This is a genomic window from Spiroplasma endosymbiont of Poecilobothrus nobilitatus (assembly GCF_964030655.1).
Lineage (GTDB): Bacteria > Bacillota_I > Bacilli_A > Mycoplasmatales > Mycoplasmataceae > Spiroplasma.
Map to the genome: position 1 here is coordinate 406,152 of NZ_OZ034915.1, position 22,990 is coordinate 429,141.

Annotated in this window: 25 protein-coding genes and 1 pseudogene; 18 read left to right on the forward strand and 8 right to left on the reverse strand. The window is 24.8% G+C overall.

Features of this window, described 5'->3' with window-relative positions; translation table 4 throughout:
- Positions 1-95 precede the first annotated feature (95 nt).
- The 5 genes from tig (at position 96) to AAHM76_RS02380 (ending at position 5,580) form a co-directional block, all read left to right on the forward strand.
- Positions 96-1,394: a trigger factor gene (gene tig / locus AAHM76_RS02360; protein ID WP_342256506.1), complete on the forward strand. Its 1,299-nt coding sequence runs from the start codon at positions 96-98 to the stop codon at positions 1,392-1,394.
- Between the two features lie 468 nt (positions 1,395-1,862).
- Positions 1,863-2,171, forward strand: a complete 309-nt coding sequence (locus tag AAHM76_RS02365) for a hypothetical protein (protein ID WP_342256507.1) — start codon at positions 1,863-1,865, stop codon at positions 2,169-2,171.
- A gap of 87 nt (positions 2,172-2,258) precedes the next feature.
- Complete coding sequence (locus AAHM76_RS02370; protein ID WP_342256508.1) at positions 2,259-2,519, forward strand: hypothetical protein; 261 nt, start codon at positions 2,259-2,261, stop codon at positions 2,517-2,519.
- Between the two features lie 348 nt (positions 2,520-2,867).
- Positions 2,868-5,186 carry an endopeptidase La gene (gene lon / locus AAHM76_RS02375; protein WP_342256509.1) on the forward strand — a complete coding sequence of 773 codons (2,319 nt, stop codon included), beginning with the start codon at positions 2,868-2,870 and terminating at the stop codon, positions 5,184-5,186.
- A 199-nt stretch (positions 5,187-5,385) separates the two neighbouring features.
- The gene (locus AAHM76_RS02380) at positions 5,386-5,580 is read left to right on the forward strand and encodes a hypothetical protein (RefSeq protein ID WP_342256510.1); all 195 of its coding nucleotides are present in this window, start codon (positions 5,386-5,388) and stop codon (positions 5,578-5,580) included.
- 197 nt (positions 5,581-5,777) lie between these two features.
- On the opposite strand, the gene AAHM76_RS02385 is transcribed toward AAHM76_RS02380, so the two are convergent.
- Entirely contained in the window at positions 5,778-6,761 is a 984-nt protein-coding gene (locus AAHM76_RS02385; protein WP_342256511.1) for an IS30 family transposase, read from the reverse strand.
- Positions 6,762-7,052: 291 nt separating this feature from the next.
- On the opposite strand from AAHM76_RS02385, the gene AAHM76_RS02390 reads away from it, so the two are divergent.
- From AAHM76_RS02390 to AAHM76_RS02415, 6 genes are all read left to right on the forward strand, one after another.
- Entirely contained in the window at positions 7,053-7,451 is a 399-nt protein-coding gene (locus tag AAHM76_RS02390; RefSeq protein ID WP_342256512.1) for a hypothetical protein, read from the forward strand.
- A complete protein-coding gene (locus tag AAHM76_RS02395) occupies positions 7,444-8,904 on the forward strand; it encodes a PBSX family phage terminase large subunit (RefSeq protein WP_342256513.1) in 1,461 nt (486 codons plus the stop codon). Before AAHM76_RS02390 ends, AAHM76_RS02395 begins: the two co-directional genes overlap by 8 nt.
- Positions 8,904-9,182: a hypothetical protein gene (locus AAHM76_RS02400; protein WP_342256514.1), complete on the forward strand. Its 279-nt coding sequence runs from the start codon at positions 8,904-8,906 to the stop codon at positions 9,180-9,182. Before AAHM76_RS02395 ends, AAHM76_RS02400 begins: the two co-directional genes overlap by 1 nt.
- On the forward strand, positions 9,175-9,975 hold the full coding sequence (locus AAHM76_RS02405) for a hypothetical protein (protein ID WP_342256515.1): 801 nt from the start codon (positions 9,175-9,177) through the stop codon (positions 9,973-9,975). Before AAHM76_RS02400 ends, AAHM76_RS02405 begins: the two co-directional genes overlap by 8 nt.
- 252 nt (positions 9,976-10,227) lie before the next feature.
- Positions 10,228-10,566 carry a hypothetical protein gene (locus tag AAHM76_RS02410; RefSeq protein WP_342256516.1) on the forward strand — a complete coding sequence of 113 codons (339 nt, stop codon included), beginning with the start codon at positions 10,228-10,230 and terminating at the stop codon, positions 10,564-10,566.
- Positions 10,567-10,569: 3 nt separating this feature from the next.
- Positions 10,570-13,815, forward strand: a complete 3,246-nt coding sequence (locus tag AAHM76_RS02415; protein ID WP_342256517.1) for a hypothetical protein — start codon at positions 10,570-10,572, stop codon at positions 13,813-13,815.
- 85 nt (positions 13,816-13,900) lie between these two features.
- Here the strand turns inward: AAHM76_RS02415 and AAHM76_RS02420 are convergent, their stop codons facing one another.
- The 3 genes from AAHM76_RS02420 to AAHM76_RS02430 all read right to left on the reverse strand — a co-directional run bounded on the left by AAHM76_RS02420 (position 13,901) and on the right by AAHM76_RS02430 (position 15,581).
- Complete coding sequence (locus AAHM76_RS02420; RefSeq protein WP_342256518.1) at positions 13,901-14,308, reverse strand: lipoprotein; 408 nt, start codon at positions 14,306-14,308, stop codon at positions 13,901-13,903.
- Positions 14,309-14,438: 130 nt separating this feature from the next.
- Positions 14,439-15,407, reverse strand: coding sequence for a hypothetical protein (locus AAHM76_RS02425; protein WP_342256519.1), 969 nt, complete (start codon positions 15,405-15,407; stop codon positions 14,439-14,441).
- 36 nt (positions 15,408-15,443) lie between these two features.
- Positions 15,444-15,581 carry a hypothetical protein gene (locus AAHM76_RS02430; protein ID WP_342256520.1) on the reverse strand — a complete coding sequence of 46 codons (138 nt, stop codon included), beginning with the start codon at positions 15,579-15,581 and terminating at the stop codon, positions 15,444-15,446.
- A gap of 300 nt (positions 15,582-15,881) precedes the next feature.
- On the opposite strand from AAHM76_RS02430, the gene AAHM76_RS02435 reads away from it, so the two are divergent.
- From AAHM76_RS02435 to AAHM76_RS02465, 7 genes are all read left to right on the forward strand, one after another.
- Positions 15,882-16,052 (forward strand): hypothetical protein, encoded by a 171-nt coding sequence (locus tag AAHM76_RS02435; RefSeq protein ID WP_342256521.1) that lies wholly within the window; start codon positions 15,882-15,884, stop codon positions 16,050-16,052.
- A 90-nt stretch (positions 16,053-16,142) separates the two neighbouring features.
- On the forward strand, positions 16,143-16,343 hold the full coding sequence (locus AAHM76_RS02440) for a hypothetical protein (RefSeq protein ID WP_342256522.1): 201 nt from the start codon (positions 16,143-16,145) through the stop codon (positions 16,341-16,343).
- Between the two features lie 15 nt (positions 16,344-16,358).
- The gene (locus AAHM76_RS02445) at positions 16,359-17,729 is read left to right on the forward strand and encodes a hypothetical protein (RefSeq protein WP_342256523.1); all 1,371 of its coding nucleotides are present in this window, start codon (positions 16,359-16,361) and stop codon (positions 17,727-17,729) included.
- 6 nt (positions 17,730-17,735) lie between these two features.
- Positions 17,736-18,674, forward strand: coding sequence for a hypothetical protein (locus tag AAHM76_RS02450; protein WP_342256524.1), 939 nt, complete (start codon positions 17,736-17,738; stop codon positions 18,672-18,674).
- Entirely contained in the window at positions 18,664-19,686 is a 1,023-nt protein-coding gene (locus tag AAHM76_RS02455; protein WP_342256525.1) for a hypothetical protein, read from the forward strand. Before AAHM76_RS02450 ends, AAHM76_RS02455 begins: the two co-directional genes overlap by 11 nt.
- Before the next feature lie 17 nt (positions 19,687-19,703).
- A complete protein-coding gene (locus AAHM76_RS02460; RefSeq protein ID WP_342256526.1) occupies positions 19,704-20,285 on the forward strand; it encodes a hypothetical protein in 582 nt (193 codons plus the stop codon).
- A 120-nt stretch (positions 20,286-20,405) separates the two neighbouring features.
- On the forward strand, positions 20,406-20,693 hold the full coding sequence (locus AAHM76_RS02465; protein WP_342256527.1) for a hypothetical protein: 288 nt from the start codon (positions 20,406-20,408) through the stop codon (positions 20,691-20,693).
- Between the two features lie 31 nt (positions 20,694-20,724).
- Here AAHM76_RS02465 and AAHM76_RS02470 read toward each other — a convergent pair whose 3' ends face one another.
- The 4 genes and pseudogenes from AAHM76_RS02470 to AAHM76_RS02485 all read right to left on the reverse strand — a co-directional run bounded on the left by AAHM76_RS02470 (position 20,725) and on the right by AAHM76_RS02485 (position 22,990).
- Positions 20,725-20,895, reverse strand: a complete 171-nt coding sequence (locus AAHM76_RS02470; RefSeq protein WP_342256275.1) for a hypothetical protein — start codon at positions 20,893-20,895, stop codon at positions 20,725-20,727.
- Positions 20,896-20,899: 4 nt separating this feature from the next.
- The gene (locus AAHM76_RS02475; RefSeq protein ID WP_342256276.1) at positions 20,900-21,385 is read right to left on the reverse strand and encodes a hypothetical protein; all 486 of its coding nucleotides are present in this window, start codon (positions 21,383-21,385) and stop codon (positions 20,900-20,902) included.
- Positions 21,379-22,287: pseudogene (locus tag AAHM76_RS02480) on the reverse strand (recombinase RecT). The gene AAHM76_RS02475 and the pseudogene AAHM76_RS02480 overlap by 7 nt, the downstream one beginning before the upstream one ends.
- Position 22,288: 1 nt before the next feature.
- A complete protein-coding gene (locus tag AAHM76_RS02485) occupies positions 22,289-22,990 on the reverse strand; it encodes a hypothetical protein (RefSeq protein ID WP_342256528.1) in 702 nt (233 codons plus the stop codon).

Sequence of the window (22,990 nt, forward strand, 5' to 3'; positions counted from 1 at the left end):
AGAGTTTTCTACAAAATTAAAAGTGAAAAATGTTATTTAAAGTCATTCTTTTTGTTATAATAAATTATGTGCAATAATTAGTTAAGGAGTAAAATATGAAATTTAAAGCGGAAAAAATACAAGATAAAGGAATTGGAAAATGATATGTAATCATTGATGGTACAGAATGAATAGATTATATTAAAAAAGCTGAAAAAAAAGCAGCAGAGCAATTAGAGGTCCCTGGTTTTCGAAAAGGGAAAGTACCTACTGATTTAATTAAAAAACATCTAACTGAAGCAAAAATTTTAGATGCAGCACATCATTTAGTTGTTAATAAAGCTTATAAGTTTTCGTTTGATCAAAAATCAGATATTGAACCATTTTCATCACCAGTTCCAAGTGTAAAAAAAATTAGTAAAACAGAGTATATCTTACAATTAGAATTTGATTTAAAACCGGAAGTTAAAATTAGTAAATATACTGGTTTTACTGATAAACAGTTAAAAAAGACAAAAATTGAAGTTAAAAAAGCAGATATTGACGATAATATTAATCAATTGCGTAATCGTTTTGCAATTTTTAAACCAAAAACAACAGAAATTACAACTGGAGATACAGTAATTTTTGATTTTGAAGGTTTTGTTGATGGAAAACCATTTAAAGGTGGTAGTAAAGCAACAGATTTTACTTTAGAAATTGGGAGTGGTCAATTTATTCCCGGTTTTGAAGAAGCCATGATTGGTTTAAAAACAGGTGATAAAAAAGAAATTAATGTTACTTTCCCGGCTGATTATAATGTTGAAGAATTAAAATCAACTCCTGCTATTTTTAAGTTAAATATTAAGGAAGTTAAAACAAAAGAATTACCAGAATTAAATGATGAATTAGCAAAAGATGTTAATTTAAAAGGTATTGATACATTAGCTAAATTGGAAGAGCATGTTAAAAATAATATTTATGAGAAATTATTAAAACAAGAATATGATCATTTTATTGGTCATTTATTCCGCTTAATTGCAGAAGATTCAAAGATTGCTTTACCAGAATCAATTATTCGTAAAGAAGCAAATCAATTAAAACATGAGTTTGAACAAAAGTTACAAGGTCAACAAATGGATATAAAAACGTATAAAAAACGAACAGGAATGTCAGAAGAAGATATTTTTAATGAGTTATTTAAAGACGCTAAGAATCGTTTAGAAAATGGTGTTATTGTTGATGCAGTTGTTCAAAATGAAAATATTACTGCAACTGAGGCAGAAATTGATGAACAATATGAAAAGTTAGGAAAACAATTTGGAATTGATGGTAAAGCATTAAAAGAAACAAAATTAGTATCCGACCAACAAGTAAAAGAACAAGTTATGTATGACAAGGTATTTGCCTTTTTATATCAAAATAATGGTGAATAGAATAAAAACTAACATTATTGTTAGTTTTTTTATATAGGAGGATAATCTGGATTAGCAGGAAAAGTGATGAATTTTCTTTCTTTTCTTTAATTTTGTAGAAAACTCTTGATATTTATAAAATATACCTAAAATTAGGTATATTTTTAATATAAGAGGTGAATAATTAATGGAAAAAATAATTGAAGAATTAATAAATAGTTTAACAGATGATCAATTTTTAGAATTTCATGAAAAAGTCAAAAAAGAAGCAGAATTAATTAAAAAATAAAACGCTTAAATGAAATTGATCAAAAATTTAGGGATAAAGGTATTAAATGTCCTAATTATCAATTTTTTTATTGTGTTAAAAATGGTCATAATCCTGAAGGAAAAAAAAAATATTTATGCAAAAAATGTCGTGCTAGTTTTGATGCTTTTCGTGATCATTTTACGTATTGAAGTCATTTAAATTATGAACAGTGAAATTTATTGATTCAAATTTCATTATTAGGCCAATCTAGTAAAATTATTTCCCGCTTTATTAAAACATCACCGAAAACCGCTTGATATAATCGCCAAAAAATAATGAAATCAAAACAATTAGAAAACACCCAATTAAAATTTAAAACGTTAAATGGCCAAATTCAAATCGATGAAACATTTATTAAAGAAATCCACAAAGGTAATTTTAAAGATAAATTTGATAAAAGAAAAATTAATCTTTATTCATTTTCAACCAACAATAAATGTTGTATTCAAATGGATGTTGATAGCAATAATAATATTTATGTTAAATAAACCAACACAAAACGATTACAAAAACAGTGAATTATTGAAAATATTAATAAACAATTAATCAAAGAAAATTCAATTATTATTTATGACATGCAACCATTATATTTATTAGTAGCAAAACAAACAAATTATATTTTATTAGCAACTAAAACTAGTACAAATCCTGATGCTAGTTATCGGAAGTTAAATAAAATTAGTAAATTACAATCAAATCTTAAAGAATCCTTAATTCATTATCATGGCTTAGGTTTCACGAACATTCAAAATTATTTAAATATCTGAAAATGAAAATACCAGCATAAAGGTTTAACGCCAAACCAACAATCATCGGTATTATATTTTAACGTATAAAAAAGTTAAATAAAAATATTAAAAGTTTATATAATTTTCTTTTAAAGTTATCATATTGATGATTTTTTTTATTTCATCAAGAGTTTTCTACAAAATTAAAATTTCTTTTTATGATATAATAAGAGTATTATTAAGTATTAAACTGGTATTCCTTAATTTTGGGATAAAGATATAATAAACAATAGGTGTGATGATTTTTTAAAAATTAGCACTTATTTATTGCAAGTGCTAATTTTTTTGTTATAATTTTTGTGTAACTTAAATTTATATTGATATTGCGATATTTTTTAAAATAAGATAAGATATTGTCAATATAAGTGAAGAAAAGAAACAGGAGGTGTTTTGAAGGTGGATTCAAAAATAACACAATTAAAAAATGTGCCCGTTCTTGTAACGCGGGGTAGTTATATTTTTCCAGGCTTTGAACAAGTATTAGAGGTAGGACGAGATAAATCAATTTTAGCGGTAAATACAGCTAGCAAGGATTTCGATAATCATATTGTGTTAGTTAGTCAAAAAAAACCGTTAGAAGATAATCCAAAATTATCTGAAATTTATCGAATTGGGATTTTAGCAGAGTTAAAAATTCGTAAACTATGGGAAGATGGTAGTCTAACAGTTAATTTTAAAGCAGTTGATCGAATAAAAATTTTAGATTTACATGAAGGAGGATTTTATGCTGCTGATATTGATATTTTAAAATCATTTGTTAAATCAGAAGATAAAATTGTTGAAAAATTAACAGCGAATATTAAAGAATTAATGGAATTACAAGATATTTTACCAGAAGATTTATTAGATCAAATTGGTGATTCAGTTGATGGGAATGAAGTTGTTGACACAATTGCCCAATTTTTACCATTTATTCCAGTAGCAAAAAAACAAGAAATTATTGAAGAATTAGATGTTGAAAAAAGGCTTCAAATTATTTTTGATCATTTAGTTAATAAACAACAAGCAAATGATATTGATAATAAAATTAGCAAAAAAATTAAAGAACGAGTTGATGAACAACAACGTGAATATTACTTACGAGAAAAATTAAAAGCAATTAAAGATGAACTAGATGAATTTGATGGCGCCGCTGATGAAATGAAATTATATAAAGAACGATTAACAAAAGAACCATTTCCAAAAAATATTAAAGAACGAATTGAACAAGAAATCATTCGTTATGAAGCATTACCACAAGCATCAAGTGAATCAAATATTATTCGAACTTATATTGATTGAATGATGCAAATTCCATGATGGGAAAAAACAGAAGAAAAAAATGATTTAAAATTTGCAAAAGAAGTGTTAGATAAATATCATTTTGGTTTAGATAAAGTTAAGGAAAGAATTATTGAATACTTAGCTGTTAAAACAATGACTAAATCTTTAAAAGGACAAATTATTTGTTTAGTAGGGCCACCAGGGGTTGGAAAAACAAGTTTAGCAAAATCAATCTCTGAAACAACAGGGCGAAAATTTGTTAAAATGGCCTTGGGAGGCGTAAAAGAAGAGTCAGAAATTCGCGGGCATCGTAAAACATATATTGGAGCGATGCCAGGACGCATTATTCAGTCAATGAAACGTGCTGGTTCAATAAATCCATTATTTTTATTAGATGAAATTGATAAAATGGCATCAGATTATCGCGGTGATCCCGCTAGTGCAATGTTAGAAGTATTAGATCCAGAACAAAATTCAACCTTTTCTGACAACTACTTAGAAGAAACATATGATTTAAGTGATGTTATGTTTATTGCAACAGCCAATTATTATGATAATATTCCAGAAGCTTTAATTGACCGAATGGAAATTATTCAATTATCATCATATACTGAATTGGAGAAATTCCACATTGCAAAAGATTATTTAGTTCCAAAAGTATTAAGTAATAATAGTTTAGCAGATGGACAATTAACAATTACCGATGATGCAATTAATGAAATAATTAAATATTATACGCGTGAAGCAGGAGTTCGTCAGTTAGAACGAGATTTAAATGCTGTTGCACGTAAATTTATTGTTAAGTTCTTAAATAAAGAAATGGTTAATTTAACAGTTAAACCAGACACTGTTAATGATTTATTAGGTAAACGTCGTTTTGAACATACCGAAAAAGAAAAAGAATCACAAGTTGGAGTTGTAACAGGATTAGCATATACTCAATTTGGTGGTGATATTTTACCAATTGAAGTTAATAGTTTCTTAGGAAAAGGTTCATTAGTGTTAACTGGAAAATTAGGTGACATAATGAAAGAATCAGCATCAATTGCGTTAGACTATGTAAAAGCAAATTCTGGCAAATTTAACATTGATCCAAAATTCTTTGAAACACATGATATTCATATTCACGTTCCAGAAGGAGCAGTTCCAAAAGATGGACCATCAGCTGGAATTACCTTAACAACAGCGATTATCAGTTCTTTAAGTAATCGTCCGGTATCGAAATATATTGGAATGACTGGTGAAATTACTTTACGAGGACAAGTCTTACCAATTGGTGGCTTACGAGAAAAATCAATTTCGGCCAACCGTAGTGGTTTAAAAACAATTTTAATTCCACATAAAAATATTAAAGATATTGAAGATATTCCAAAAGAAGTGCAAGAAACATTGAATATTATTCCAGTTGGAACATATGATGAAGTTTTCAAAAATGTTTTTGGCACAAACTAATTTTTAAAATGTATCAAATTGATACATTTTTATTTTCTTTGTTTTAACTCTAAATTGACAAAATAATTTAAGTATAGTAGTATCTTGTTGTATATGATTTTTGTATATGATTTAAAAAATAGTTTTTTAAAGTACATGGCTTATATTTGTTAATCCTTAATAAATATAATAATGATAAAGGGTAAAAACTATACGTGCTATGGTAAAAGTTGAAAAATTAGTAAAAAAAATTCTAAAAAATACAAGAAAACAAATTAAAAAACTTGCAAGAGCATTAGGTTTTAGTAAAAAGCAATCAGTGCAAATTGCGGCAAAAAACACACATAATTTAATAGAAACAATGGAAAGTTATCTCAGAGCAAAATTTAAATTTTGAACCATGTTTTTTAACTAATATCTCTTGAACTTTTTTAAATAATGTATTATGTAAATTCAAGCAGCAAATTCTGTCTCTTGTTAATATGATAATAACATCATTTAAAATAAATGCAACTATTTTTTTAAAAAAATAAAATATTTGTAAGTTTAGTCTATTTTAAACATATTTAAGCACACTGAAAAATAATTTATTAAATTTTACTTCAAATAAACTTATTTAAAATTCTCTAAAAATACTTCTTTAGATGTTCTTCAATTTAAACAAGGCCTTAATTTTTCATTTATAATATCAACTACTAAATCCATTTCTTGTTGTGTAACAGGATTAAAATCTGTTCCTTTACCATATCGTTTCCTAAATTCACGGTTTATTCTTTCAATTAAGGGTTTTTGTTTAGGTGAACCTGGGTCACAATAATAAACATTAGCTCCAGCAATCTTTTCCATTTCTTCAAATTTACTAAATTCTTTCCCTCTATCTGTTATTATTCCTTTAATTTTTCCAACTAAACCATTAATTCTAACTAATTCTTCAAGTTTTTCTAAAACTTCATTAGCAGTATGTTCTTCTAATTTCATAGCAAAGTATTTTTTGCTTGATTGCTCAACTAATACTAAACAACTAGATTGATGGTCTTTACCAACTACCGTATCCATTTCAAATCAACCAACATTAGATTGTTTATTTTCAATATCTCAAATTGACCTAAATCTTTCATCTAATTTTCCACGATTATCAGGTCTTTTCTTTGTTCTATTTCTTCTACCACCATTTAATAAATTTTTCTTTAACAAACCCAAAAGACCTAAAAAAATTCATTTATAAAATGTTTTAAGGCAAGCGGGAAATTTGATACCAAACTTTATTAAAAATCGCTGAATAATTTCTGCTGGTGAATCACCCAAAATATTAAATCTTAAATTTAAAAATTCTTGTTGTTCGTCTGTAAATGTGGGCAGTTTTTTAATACATTTTTTTCTTTTTTGTTTATAATCTTTTTGTGATTCAACTGGCATATAATCTTCTACCTTTTTAAATCGATTTATTTCTCTTTTAACAGTATTAACTGCACGACCCATTTGTCTTGCTATTTCAGATAAATTAAGTGTGCCATTTTTCTTTTTACAACTATCAGATAACAATAAATCATTAAATAAATTTCGTTCATCATATTTTACATGTGTATATTTTTGCATTTTTCTGTCTCCAATTCTTTTTAAAATATTTATAACATTAAATTAAAAATTATTGACAATTATTTTTATAGGTATATAATTTAAGTAATAAACAGTAAGTAAATTCTGTCTCTTAAAGCTGTTTATAAAAAATAAAGTAATTAAGTTTACTTTTTTTTATTTTGATGTAAAATGTAGATAATAAAAAAAGAACTTGTGAAAGTTCTTTTATATTTATCAGGATTTATTACTCTTTTATTTAATCATATTCATTAAATAATAGCAATTTTAATATGCAAAAAGGAGTAAAAAATGAAAGAATTTAATCCAAAAACAGCAAGTTTACGAACATTTTATCGTAAAATAGATGAATTTTGGCAAAATAAATCACCTAATAAACCATATACTTTGAATGATTTAACCAATGAATTCAACCTTTCTCGCAAGTGAAGATATGATACTTATGCGAGCGAAAAGATAGTTCCTTTGCTTGAAAAACAAGTTGATAGAATTGAAAGTGAAATAATTAATTTTATGATGAAATCACCCGATGGTGCTAAATTATATTGACAACGAGCATTTAATTATAAATATTCACTACAAGAAAAAGAACTTGAAAAAGAATTAAACTTAAATAATCAGCAACCAATAATTGTTAATTTACAAACTAATATTAGAGATATTAAAAAAGAAAGTGATAATAATGCTTAATCATTTTACTTATTTGTTAGAAACTCCTTATTGGTTATTACAAAATAGTAACATTGGTAATAAATATCCATTTGCTAAAAAATATGACTTAGTTAATGAAATTAATCAAATTGGAACACGATATAGTGGTAAAACTATATCAAATATTAAAATGTTTGGTGAATTATTAAAAATTAGTTTATTAATTAAACAACCAATTTGTATCATTGCTAGTATGTATTGGAGTAAAGATTTAAAAGATAGTGTCTTTCAAAATATATGAAATATGTTAGATGAAAATAATATACCTTATACTATTAATTTATCAAATTTTACTTTTACTTTATCAAATGGGAGCAAAATATATTGTAAAGGTTTACATTCACCAAGTCGGAAAGAAAAATTAAAAGCTTTTGCTGATTTGAATAAATATAAATTAGTAATTGATTGAAGAGAAGAATGTGACCAATTTCAACAAAAAGATTTAAGTGATTTAGAGTTTGCTATTCGTGGTTATAAAAATAAAATAACAATTAATACATGTAATCCTGAAAGTTTAAAAAGATATATTGTTGGTTATTGTAATGAATTATTACCTTTTAATGAAGAAATAATGCGTAGTAAATATGAACAAATTAAATATATTGAAAAATGAAATATGAAAATTATTATTCATTATTCTAGTTGAAGACTTAATTATGAATTACCACAAGATAAAGTTAATGAACAATTAAGATTAGAACAATTAGATATTGAAAGAGCAAGAGTTTGGAGTTGAGGTTTACCAGGTAATACTAATGGTTCAATCTTTGCAAGATATATTGATATAATGCAAGCAACAGATATTATTCAACCAACTAAGTTATTAGGTGGTGTTGATATTGCGAATGCTACAAGTCCTAAGGGACATACAACAGCAGCAAGTTTCTGAATATATAATTCATTTGATAAAAAAGCATATAAAGTGGCAGAATATACGCATTCAAATGCTACTCAGCAATTTAAAACCGAATTAGAACAAGTAAAAGATATTTTAGAGTTTTATAATAATCAATTAAATCAATATTTTAATTTAATACAGCAAGGTATATCAATCAATGTTGATGATAGTGCTTATTCAACATTACAAAGTTTAAATAGAGAAAAATATAATTATTCTTTTTGTCAATATATGACATTTAAACCAGCACAAAAACAAAAATTTAAAATAAGACATCGTATTGAAGCATTCACCATGTTAATAAATACTAATCAATTAAAATGATTATGAGAAAAATGCCCTGTAAGTAAAACCCAATATGAATTAATTCAATGAGAAGATAAGCCTGATGCAAGAGAAGAACGAATGTTAGACTTATATGATGATACATTTGATAGTGATTTTTATGCTTTACACTTTGAATTAGTACCAATGGTTAATCATAATAGTTCATCAGATTATAAATTATGACAACAAAGGGAGTGATTAACTTAATGAAAAAAGATATTTATGTAATACATGATGAACGTGTAATAAATGCAAAAAGACCATATATGTCTGTTTGTGGACAAGTTAAAAAAAGACTTTGTCAAGAATTAAAAAAAGATAATATCGCAATATGTAAATTAAATTTATATAACGAATATATTAAGAAATATCAAAAAGTTAAAGTATGTGTTCAAGTTTTAGCAAATGAACCAAGCTTATTAACAGTAAATATAATTAATTATGCAGTTATCTTAAAATTAAAGGAGCAAAATAACAATGAATAATACTTTCCCTTGTTTACCAAACTTAAATGATATTAATAGTGTTTTAAAATTTTATAATTATGATTGAACAATTAATTTAACAAATATTATTGCTCGCCATCAAATGCGATTAGTAAATGGTAAAGATATTTTATTTAAGTCTCATCGTAAAGATATTTTAGAAAAATTAAATTGATGATATGAAACTTATAAAATAAAAGAAAAATTAGATAAAAATGAATTAACAGCAAGTTTAATGGGTAAAACTATCTTTGGTTTATTAGAAACTAGTGATGGAAATATTGATTTATGAATTAATCCATTTAACTTTACATCAAGAGTAAGTAAAATAAATGAAATTGAACAAGGTGCAGATATTTGATTAAATTATCATCAATCAGATAGTGGTTTTATTTTAAATTTAATTTGTACCAAAGATAAAATAGTTATTAAAGGTTGACCAAAAAATAATGAAGTAGTTGTTGGACAAAGTAAAACACAAATTAAAGATGATGTTAGACCTGTTTTAGTTCAAGAATTTAAAAATAAATTAGGAATAGTCCCTTTTTGAGAAATGATAAATGAACCTAATCCATTATTTTTATCAACATCAACTACTTTAAATCCATGACCTACGATGGGAAATTGTTATAAATTACAATTTGATTTAGAAGATAGTTTTAATATTAAATCAAAAGAACGATGAGCAAATCGTACTAATTGATATGGGGTATTAGATGATGATTTAATGACTGCTTATAACAAAGGTAATAAAAAAGTACTGCAAGATGCTTTTGATGATATTTTTATTTAATCAGGTCAATCAGCAGTAGATGGTCAATTATCACAATCTTTACAAGTAGTACAAGGTACACCAACCTTAGAAACATATACAGAAGACCAAAAATCAATTATTGAACAAGTATATTTAGCATGTCATTTTTCTAGTCCTTTTGGTGATAAATCAGATAATGACCAAAATAAAACACAGTCATTATTAACTAAAACCAAAGATTTAGAAAAACAAGCATATTTACAAACATATCGTAAACAGTATTATACTAAAATGTTTGATACTGTTTTAAAATATTATGGTTTATGAGATGGAGTTGGTGAACGCCCGTATGGTTTTGATTTTATTAGTGCTAGTTTAGTTGACCAAATGCGCCAAAATGAATTAATTACTGCTAGATTAGATAATGGCACAATGGAACCAATAAGAGCCATAACTGAATATGATAATATTGATGAATTAGAAGCAACAAAATATTTTGAAAAAGTAGAACAATGACAAGATAAAATGCAAGCAAAAGAAATAGAACATAATAATAAATTACTAGAATATGATGAAACTGGTAATAATCAAAATGCCTTACAAGGTAGAACAGAAATTAAGGAGAATTAACAAATGAGTAGAATTAACCCAGGTGTTATGGAAGAATTAAGAAGACAAGCACATGATACTTTAATAGATATAAGAGAAAATATACGAGATAATAGACATTGAATGGTATTTCCTTTTAATGTTTATAGTTCATATATACCTGATACTGAAACAGGTTGAAAACCTAATAATGCTAAGCCAAGTGATTATGGTAGTTATTCAAGAATATTTGATAATATGGAAAGTACGATTGCACAATGACAAAATAGTTTAAAAATAGTCCAAAAATATAAAGGTGAAGAAATTAATATTTTAACGACTGATGATTTTAAAAATCAACCAGTTAACTCAACAATATGAGCAAATAATGAAACACCTTTTGCAATAAAATTAAAAGATGAAAATAATAATCTTTATTGAAAATTAATTGATGGTGAAAACATTTATGATATTAATAAAATGTTAGAATACTTAAATCAATATAAATTAAGTTATTTTATGAATAATGATAATAAAGCCGATAACTTTTATACAAAAGAGGTTAAAGTTGGTAAATATTGAGATGCTTATATGATTGATGATAGAAGTTCTATTCAATTTGGTGAGGCTAAATTTGAACAAGTATTTACTCAACAATCAACAGAACGACAATATACTTTATTAATTTTAGATGAAGATGCAGATAAATTAAATATTAATGATTATTATAATTTTTATACGGTGTTTAATGACCGTGGTTTAAATATTGGTGGTGGTGATATTAATTCTTCACCACAAGATAGACAATGATTATATCCATCTAATGTTATTAATTATTATTCACCTTATGATGGTAGTTTTTTATGACAAGAAATTACCTTTTCAAGTATTAATGACAAAATTAGTAATAGTGGTTTATCAGTTAGACAATTTATTCAGACAAGTGCCCCAGGTGAAGGTTATTGTTTTCCTAAAATAACTTATGATGAAAAAACAAATACATCAACCATTGAATTAGATGATATTTTATTAAAAGACCCAGGGGTTAGAGCAATGGCCGTTAAATTTTATGGTAATCCTATCTTTTTTGATATGCCAGTTATTGGACGACCAATTATTAAAGGTGAATTTAATAAAAAAGTAATGAATTCAAGAGACTTATTAATGTATAACATGTTTCCTGCACCACCTGATAAAATAAATACTTATGCATCACCCGAAGTAAGTTGATATAACATTCAAGGTATTCAACCAACTATGATAACTGGTTATGAAGATTGAAAAAAAGATATGGAAAGTAGATATGACTTTTGAAATCAAAAAAATAGTGAGGGAATTGTAATAACTGATAAAGCTAGTTCAACAGCAACCAATCCGACTGTTGGAACAACTATTCATAAAGAAGATAAGGATTCTAAGTTTTATTGGTCTAAAGATTGAAAAATAACACCACCAAGCAAAATAAAAACAAACGGTGGTACAGTTGATAATATCATTAGTACCCAAGCATCATCATATTTTAGAAGAAAAGATGAATTTGGTAATACTGTCGGACAAGTTCAAATTGAATATAATAAAATGGGTAAATGTAATGTTTGAGATATTTTAAATATGAATAATTTTATTAATCGCCAAATTACAGTATTACCTTTAAACTATACGCAAAAATTAGTTTTTAACCCTTTTACAATTCCTGTTCTTGGTAAATTTTTAAATCAAATTAGTTTTGGTATTCCTTGGGGTTGAATAATTAACCAAGATGAAAAAACTTGACCTAATTTTCAATGATTAAATGGCTTTATGAGTGCTAATATTTATAGTTTTTATAATGATGCATTTTGGTCTGAAAAATCAAAAGGTAAAGGTTATTTACCATTTGAAATATTTAGAGAACAAGGAAATGATAAAGTTGGTGCTATTTTTGGAGCTAATGCTACTAGTTTTAGTTTTACAACTTTATTAACAGATAAATTAAAAGGTACTGTTTTAAATAAAGATGGTAAACCAACAGAAGAATTAGTTTATTCAACTTACAATTTAAAACAATTAAATCAAAAAACTAACCGAGTTTATTTAATTAATGAACAAACCAAAGCACTTGATGCTCAAACGCCAGTTAGTAATAGTGAAAAAGATAATGATTGTGAATTCTTACAAACACCAGATGGGACAAATTGTAGTTATATTATTGATATGTTTTCAATCCAAGCACTATATAAAGGTAATTTTGAAATTATCTTTTATGCTGATAACCCATATACTAATAATGAAGAAGATTATTTAAGATTATCAGTATGGAGTTTCAGAGGTAAAACAAAAAGCACATTAAATAATTATTTACGAGATATGACAACTAATTATAAAACTAGTTTCTTATTACCCCATGATTATGAAATACCAACCTTTAATTATCCTAAATATGTATTACCGCCAGTTCCATATAACTATAAACCATATACAAAAGATATTATGCCTGCTGGTGTAGTACAAACACTAAAAACTAAAATTACCGCACCAGCACAATGCACTAATAGCGGTTATGTAAATGATAATAATTTTATTAATTTATTTAATAATGAATTTAATGAAGGTTATTATGAAACTGAAATTGATTTAAAACAAATTGACCCAACAATTCAAAGTATAGATAAATTTATTAGTTCTTATAAAATAATAGAAATAAGTAATCTTAATAATATACAAGTTGAATGTGGACCACCTGATATCGAAAATTTTATTCCTAATAGAAATATTAATTTATCGGGAGGGGTTAATAGTTGTAATAATGGTGGTGGTTCATTAACAAATATAACTTTATACAAAAGTGGTCGTTCACAAACAGATAAAGTTAATTTTGAAAATACAATAACTTTATATACTGATAATATAAAAGTAAATGATATTCAAACATTTGCTACTGCATATACTAATGGATTATCTGAAAAAGGTTATAAAAATACTTATTATATAAATGATAAAAAGTATAGTATTAATTTTTTGCTTCAAATAACAAATCTTCCAAATGAAGATTATAATAATTTAATTAGTAATAAAATTAAAGAAACTTATTTACAAACATATTATACTAATGATGTAAAATTAAAAATTAGATTTTCAAAAATATTATTTGTTAACTTATCATGTATTGGAATTGAAAAATTCCCAAATCAAGAATATTTTAAATATTGAGGCAATGATAAAGATATAAAAATGTATGTTTCTAATCCAAATGTATTAGGTATTAGAAACAAAAGTGATAACTCAGTTAAAATTACATTTAAACCAAGATAAAGAAAAAGATATAATAAATAAAAGTTTATAAACCTTTTTTATTAATACTTACTAAACGGGGTGCAGTCTTTTAAAATCTCTTTTTTTATTCTTCCTTAACTTTTACATTACCATCATTATCAACAATTAAGTCAGGTAAATTTTGTTCTTCACCATTTCAACGATAAACTTTTATTCATAAATTAGACCAGGGCAATTTAATATTAACATCTGGATTATTATTTATTCTTTTTGATAATTTTATATTATTAGAATTATCCTTATATATTATGTAATATCATTTATTGTCAACTGTATTAAATGGTTTTTCTTGTGGTGCTATTCATTCTAAATTGTCTCTGATTTCTTGGTTAGTAGTATTTATTTGGTTTTCTTTTTTTAATTTTGCTAATTCTTCGGGGGTGTATTCTTGTGGTTTATTACAAGCAACTAAACTGGTTGTACTTGTTCCAATTAAAGTGATTGTTCCTAAAATACTTAATGTTTTTTTCATTTTTATAAATTCCTTTCTTTTTTTAAAAAGAATTGTAATTTAATTAAAAATGGAAATTAATTTTATTTCCATTTTAAGTAGTATTTTAAATAAAACTACTATTTTTTTAACATTTAATTGATATAATAAATTATAATCTTGAATATAAATCGCCCACATTTGATGAAGAAGATATTTCTATTCTACTTGTTTGTGAATCTATTGGATATGACTTAAAAGTAAATTGTTTGTTTAAATTAATTTTGTCAATTTTGTCATATATATTTTCTACATCTGATTGTCTGTTTTCATTTTCATAAATTTGATATGTTTTTTGTTGTTGATTTTCTCAATTATGTTCATAGTTTGGGTTTGTTTGTCCTTGTTTTCTAGAAATAGAATGTTGCTCCATTTTTCTTGACTCAGAATTATCAGAAAAGTAATCTTCAACTACAGATTCTGTAATACCGGTCAAAGCACCTAAACCAGCAGCTGCTAAAGTATCTTTTCCTATTTTAGAATCTTTTAAACTTACTAATCCGGCTAAAATAGCTCCTACTGCTTCATTTCTAACTAATTTTTTTCCATCAATAGTATCTTCAACTTTATCAAGTATTTTACTTATAGGATTTGTAGCTTCAGTAATTCATAAATTATTATATTGTCTATTGGTTGATTCTCTAGCTTCTTCATCTGTCATTCCGTATCTTTTACGAAACAAATCATAATATCTATGCATATTTCCTTCATTGGGATATACACGTTTTGCTGGATTCTCCACTACTGCTTGAGGTTGTTGATGATATGTTGGATATGTATATGTTGGATATGTATATGTTGGATATGTATATGTTGGATATGCAGGATAATAATAGTATTGTGTGCTTCTTTTACTTCTATTATTTACATTTCAACTTAATAAAACATTTTCTATTATCATATATTTTTCACCATCAGTTAAATCTTTTCATCACTGTTCTACTATTGCGTTATGTTTATTTTCAGGATACTTTTGCAATCTATTTTTTAATCTATTTTTTAATAAATTAAACCTTTGTTCACAACTTAAAGTACTTCATAAAATATCTCAAAACATTATTAAAGCAGAAGCATCTGACATTTTTTCATTTGTGATTCTTTTATTTCTTTTTAAATTTTATAAATTATTTGTTTGTTGATAATTATTATCACTATTTAATGTTTCTTCTTTTTTATAACTACTAGCGGCAATTGTTGTTGGGACAGCAGTTCCACTAATTGTTAATACACTTAATAAACTAAGTAATTTTTTCATACTTGTTTTTCTCCGTTTCTTAATCTTGAAGCTTTTTATCAAGATCTACCTGCATTATATATATATACAAGCAAAATTATCAATTATCTCAAAAATTTTATCTTTTAAAATAACCATTATTAAGCATTTTAATGGTTAAATTAGCAATAAAATATATTAAGTTTAGTATTTATATACAAAATATATTGTATTTATAAACTATTGATATATAATTAATTTACAGGTTTAATCTTTTTCCGTAAAAAAGAGTTTATGCTGACTTGTTAATCGGACAAGAATAAAAAAAGAGAGGTTTATAAAATGGCACTTACAAAAGAAGAATTAATCGAACAAGGTTTAAATGAAGAGATTGCAGAAAATATCTTAAATCAGTTTAATAATGAAGCAAAGCAAATTAGAGAAAGTGTGCAAAAACGCGAAGATGTTATATCAAAAGAAGACTTTATTAAATTATCTAATGAATTAGATTAATTAAAAGCATTTAAAAATGTTCCATCTAATAAAATTGAAGATATTAAAACTAATTTAAATAAAGTTAGTGGTAATTCTTTATCTGAAAAAATGCAAACTTTAAAAGAATTAAAACCTGATTTGTTTGCACAAGAACAACCATCGGTTTCACCAACTAATTTTATTAAAGATATGATTGAAAAGTCTACTGAAAATAAAAATGATGAAATTGAAATTATTAAAGAAAAGGGAGCATATACTCCGGAAGAAATTAAAAAGATATCTGATTTCACACTTAAAAACCTTAGATAATAAGGAGTGAATATTATGGCAACAATTAATTTGCCACAAGTACCTTTTACATTACAAGGTAATACAACAGGGCAAAAAGCCTATGTTGATATGGTTAATGCTTTATTGCGTGGACCTTTATATAATGAATATGCAAGTATTATGCAATATGCAACAGCAACAGCAGAACAAGTTGCTTGATTACCTAATGCTGGGCAAGCATTATATAATTTAACTCATCGTGTGGTATGGCAAAATGATTATACTTTACCAAATGGTGGGACAACTCAAACAATGGGATTAACAAGAATTCCAGTTCCTATTGATAAAAGATTTAATTTAAAATTAATGAATGAGGCTTTTGATTTAGCATTAATAGAACAAAATATTAAAAATGGTGTTATTGCTGATGCTATTTCTAGTGTAGTACAGAATAAATTTGTTAATTTAGAATGTGAATTAATTCAGGCTATTTATGATTATTGTTTAGCAGATAGTCAATATGAAGTAATTCCATTTCGTAGTTATACAGCCGAAAATGCAGATGATGCAAATAAAGCATTCTTTACATTAAATGAAACTTTGATTGAATTAACAAATCAAATTAGTAATTTATATTTTGGTTTACCAACAGATAAAATGTTTATGGTTTTAGGTCGAAGATCATATTTAGGATTAACACCTGCTTATTTAAAAGTAATTGGTTCACAAGCACAATTAAAAGCGATGGTTAATGGTGAATTATATGAAAATACCGCAATGGGTATTCCTGTATCAAAAAGTTTTCATTTAGAAAAAACATATACAAAAGGACAAGTTAATCGTGATAAAGGTTATAATTTTACTAATGTAAATGGTTTAATTATTAATAAACAAGTATGAGCATATCCAATTAATATGGATACTATTCAACAAGTTTTAGATAATGATACTGCTAACCCTAAATGAATTGGTAAAGTACAATATGCAACACCAACTATTTTATATCCAAAAACATGTAAGATTATTTTAGAAAAACAACCAACACAAGATGAAATTAATACTGCTAAAAGCAACCTTAATAAAACATTTAGAGTACCAGTTGATTATGAAATTCAATTATCAACTCCCAGTAAAATTAATATCAGTAAAATTAATAGAATAGATAAACCAACTATTCATGTTGATACTCAAACGCAAACAACAGCCGAGCAATTAAAACCACAATTTAAAAATGTTGTTTTAAAAGCAGTTAAAGCAATAAATAATTCTTTAACTGAAAATGATTATGATTACTTTATTGAAAGTAAAGGTGAAGACTGACCGATTGATATTACAAATGATAAAACAGTTGCAGTTCAAATTGAAGGTAAAAACAACGCTACTGGTCAAACAAATCCTATTGATATTGTAATTAAAAATTCTTAATAAAAAATGAATTTATTAATATTACGAGTTTTAACTTTACTAGTAGGAAATTTAGAAAATAAAGTAGTAATAAGCAAATTTGTAAATTTAATTAATAAAGTTAATCAAGTTAAAAATAAAGTATTAAAGCCAATTAATTATATTACTGATAAATATAATAAAATTACAAATAAAGTTGAAGATATTTATCAGTGATTAAATCCATTTACTTATGTAGATTTAATTAAAAAAGGTCATAAAAAAGAAATACAACAAATATTAAGTCAATTAAAAAAAGATAATAATATTAAAAATAGAGAACAATTTAAAAATGAAAATTATCTAAATACTAATTGACAGCCTTTAAATAGTAGTTGACTTGATAGTGGTATGTTTAATATTACAAATAAGTTAACTTTAACAGGTAATTTAACTATTTTAATATATACAAAAACAGCAAAACACCCTAAGTTTTATGGACCTTATGTTTATCCTAGTGTTCCAGTTGAAATTTGAAAATTATTAAGTAATGCTGTATCTAATGCAGGAACTTTATTTTGGCGTTATTGATTAAGAAAATGATTACCTAGTCATTTAAGAAATTATATTAAAAAACGATTACCACAAGCATTAAAAGAAAAATACCCAAAAGGAACTACTAAATTAACATTACCAACAGTTCAAAAATTAAATCAAATTAAAAAGTTTATTAATAATTTAAAAATTGGACATTTTAATTTTAATTTTGCTGGTGAAATTAATAATAAAAAATGGTATCGAGAGCGAAAAAGTGATGTTAAAAATATTAAGAATTTATATAAAACACCAGTTAAAAATATGTTTTACAAAACTAATCAAACTATTAAAACAATTAAGAAAACAAAAACAAGAGTTAATAGTTATAAGCCAAGTAATTTAAAAAATAAATATCGTAATCAATTAAGAGGTGTTTTATATGGAAAATAATTTAAGTAATTTGTTATTTATAACAGTTGAAGATGTTAAAGAAAGTAAACTTTGACAACCTATTAATGATAGAAAACAATCTGCTTATAATGATAATTTAATTTATAATGCTATTTTAAAAACTAGTTTATGAATGGATAGATTATCAGGGGGGACAATTTCCGATAAAATTAATAAAAAAAATTTATTTCCCTGAGTAAAAAAAGATAATACTGGTTTAATTGAATATGATAAATGATTAAGTTATATTCAATCTGCTTGTTTATTAGCAGTTATGAATTGATATTTACCAAAAGGAGTTAATGATTTAACTGGTAGTGCTTCATTTTCACAAGGTGGTGTAGCATATTCACAAACCAATGACCCTGAAGCAAATGAAAATATTACCAGAGATGTTAAAAATGCTTTAAAATTAGCAGGTGAAATAATTGATATTATATCTAGTAAAACAGTATCTAGACCTTATAATTATAGTTTAGATAATTATGCTAATCCACGAGAAGAAGAATATAAACATATTAGTAAAAAAACTTTTTATCCAACATTATTATTTTGTTTAAAAGAACGATTACAAACAGATAATTCAATAAATATTACTTATCCAACTATTGATGATTTTTCTAAAATTGATTATAACGAATATATTAAATTAATAGTTCCATTTGATAATGATACTATTTATGAAGAAAACGGTGTTTGAAAAACAAATATTTCAGATTGAGAAATTGTTGATACTAGTGATTTAGATAAAACAAGGTATGATTATCAAATACAAGATTGAGATAAAGAAAATTATAAATACAATATTTGAATTAAAACAAGTATGAAAAATAATTATTATTTATCAACATACAAAAATTTTATAGGAAAAATAACTGTTGGATCATTTGATTTAGAAAATAAATTTTCTCATCGTGTAGAATTAGACGATGACGGAATTTTTGATATACACACAGGTGGGACGGACGGAACAATTACTGGTCTACACGTTGAAAGAAAAAGAGTAATTTAGAAAGGGATTTTTAATTAATGAAACAAGATAAAACAACTTGATTAAAGGGTGCCTTACCTTGAAATTGATTTAAAAAAGACCCTATTCCAACTTATAATTGAACTCATAAAGATATTATAGAATGAGAAAGAAAATATAAAATTCGTAGTTGAGTTGTTGGTTTTTATACAATATTATTTTTATTAATTAATGGTTGGCTAGAATATGGGATGATTGATGGTATTAAGAATAAAATTGATTGATATAATTATGGTCAATATTGAGGTAATGGAATTGCTATTTTATTAACACCTTTATTTACGCATGGAATTCAAGGCATATTTGTTGCTAGTAGTAAACCAAAAGTAGATATGAAAATTGATATACCACGATTAAAAATATCTAAAATGGGATTAGTATTTACAATATTACCTTTAATTACTTTAATAATTTCTTTAATTATTATTTGAATTGATAAATCAAAATGAAAAAAAGACCATTTAAGACATTGTTTAGATTGTCGGATTAATCCGCGTGTCATTCAACCACGAATAGCTAAACAATGAAACAAATTAGATGGTATAACAGAAGAAAATAACAAAGAATTAAATTTAAAATAAACTATATATTAGGGGTGGCTGATATTTTTGGGTGGTTATATAGTTTAATTTATAAATTATTTTGTTCTGAAAGGATAGATGGCCACTGTTTGAGTAAGGATAAGAAAGGAATTAAAGAAAATGAATGAAACATTAATGATTGCTTTACTTGTTTTAGCAGGTGCTGGTGGAATGGGTAGTCTTGGTATTCTAGGCTTATCTGCTAAAAAAATTAAAAAATATAAAGCAGAAATTAGAGAATTAAGAACTGCTGTTATTGCTCATGAAAAACATTTACGCGGACCTGATTATGCAACAGAATTAGCATTAAAAACATGTCAAATTAAAAATGTTAAAAAACAAGTTAAAGTAAACGATAAAAAACAAGCACAAAAAGATGCTATTAGACAACTAACAAATAGTATTTAAAAAAATAACCAATTAAGGTTATTTTTTATTTTTATTTATTGTGTTTTATATAAAAATTAATAAGATGTTCTATTCGTTGTGAATAAGTAAAGTCATTAAATTCATTTCAAACTTTTTCTTCATTTTCATTTAAGTAAATATTAACATTACGAATTAATTTAGAATAATATTTTCCTGTTTTTTGATTAAATGAATGTTTCATAATATTAACCCTCATAATTAGCAATAATAATGGCATCTCGTAAATGATTACTTATTTTCTCATTATTATATTTTCAACCCTTACCATATTCATAAGTTAAATTATTATCTTTTTCATATTCTCATATACAACTATCATTATATTTACTTAAATTTTCTATATTTTTAACAACTGATTTAGTATGTTTTGGTGATACTCAATTAGATACTCAATTAATAATGCTATAATGTTTCTTTTTAATTTCAATAGAACCTAATAATCTTAATAAATCATCTCTATCTTTTGAACCATTAGCATTTGTATATAAACAATTTTCAATGTTTACAATACTAAAAACATCAGAATATTTGCATAATATATCTTTTATAAAATCAAATTGTTTTGTTCATAAATTATTAGTAAATTCAAATTTATCAAATAATTTATTATCTTTGTAAATAACAATACCCGTAGTACCAGTTCCTGATGGGTCAATACCTATTTTTATCAAGTCGCTCATTCCTCATCATTGTTAACTGTTGGTACTACATTTGATATATCTTCTTCTTTTACTACATTATTATCTGTCAATTCTTCACTTGATTCATGTTGTAAATTATTATTTGATATATTTTCGTTGCTAATTTGACTCTTATTTATGTTTATATTACTATCATTATCAATATAAATCTTTTCATCATTAGTTGTAATAACTGCTTGGTCTGATTTATATGCTTGTTGTAATTCAACAGACATAATACCTCATTTTCTTAATAATGATGTTAATACAGTTTTTAATGCCATTTCATCAAAACTAGCAATATAAAATGATTTATTTTTAGCATAAGTTTTAGAGTATTTCATAAAATGATTTTCCATTTGTTCTTTTGTCATATATAATGTTTTTTCAAAACCATTAACCATTTTAAAATAAGATACATAACCTATAATTGGTAATTTTTCTCTTTCATCTTAATCTTGTATTCAATTAAAACTAGTTCCTTTTAATCGATCATAATTTACTAATTCACCAGTTCTAACATCTGATACTGACATATCTAAATATTGACCACTTCTTTGTGCTAATTGAATATAACCTTTATAACCCATTTGAAATTGAGCTTGATTAATTCATTCTTGTATTTCGCGACCATTAATATTTCTTGTTATTTTAGTGTTATATGGAACAACATAAGCATAACCAAATTGTCTTTCCATAGGTAAGTTTAATAAAACACCTTGATAACAAGCAGTCATTATAGTTTTTGGGTCTGCTTTTTGTAGTAATTCATTACTATTTGATATTGCTACAATATTACTTTTAAATCTTGCAATTTCATTTTCATTTGAAAATTTACTTTTTATTCAATCATTTGCCTTATCTGTTCTTAAAAATTCTACTATATTTGCCATATTATTTTTCTCCTTTATTTATTTTAAAATTAATACCTTTAATACCAATTAAATTAATATCTTTATTACTATCTCATTGTTCTTTAATTTCATTTTTAACAATTTGTTCATCAACAATTAAATAGTTTTTAATAAGATTAATAAGTTCTAATTTATCAGCATTTTGTAAAAAATCATCATTAATACCAATAACTTCAATATCTTTAATTAATAATTTATCTTTACGAAAATTACTAGTAATAATTTTTAATTCTTGCTCTTGTTTTGCTACAATTTTAATTTCTAAAAATTGTTCTTTTTTATGAGTTTCAATAATTTCATTTTGTTTTTGAAATTGAATATTAATGACACTATTTTTTAAAGAATCATGATTATTCTTAATATTATTTTCTAAATTTAAAATATCTTTTCTAATAAAATTTAATTCATCTTTAAAAATTTTTATTAATTCTAATGGTTCTCTAAAAACATAATCAATTTTTGAAACTACTAATTTTAAATCTTTTAGTGATTGTGATTTATATTCTCCATTTATTAATCAATTTTGTTGTCGATATATAAATTCTGCTAATTCTTGCCCATTTTCATCAATTCATTTTTTAATTGTTAATGCTTTTAAACTTAATTCTTTAAAATCATTTCCTTTTAAATAAAACGGATAAGTAATATTTTTAACTTCATTATTTAATTTTAAGTCTTCCAT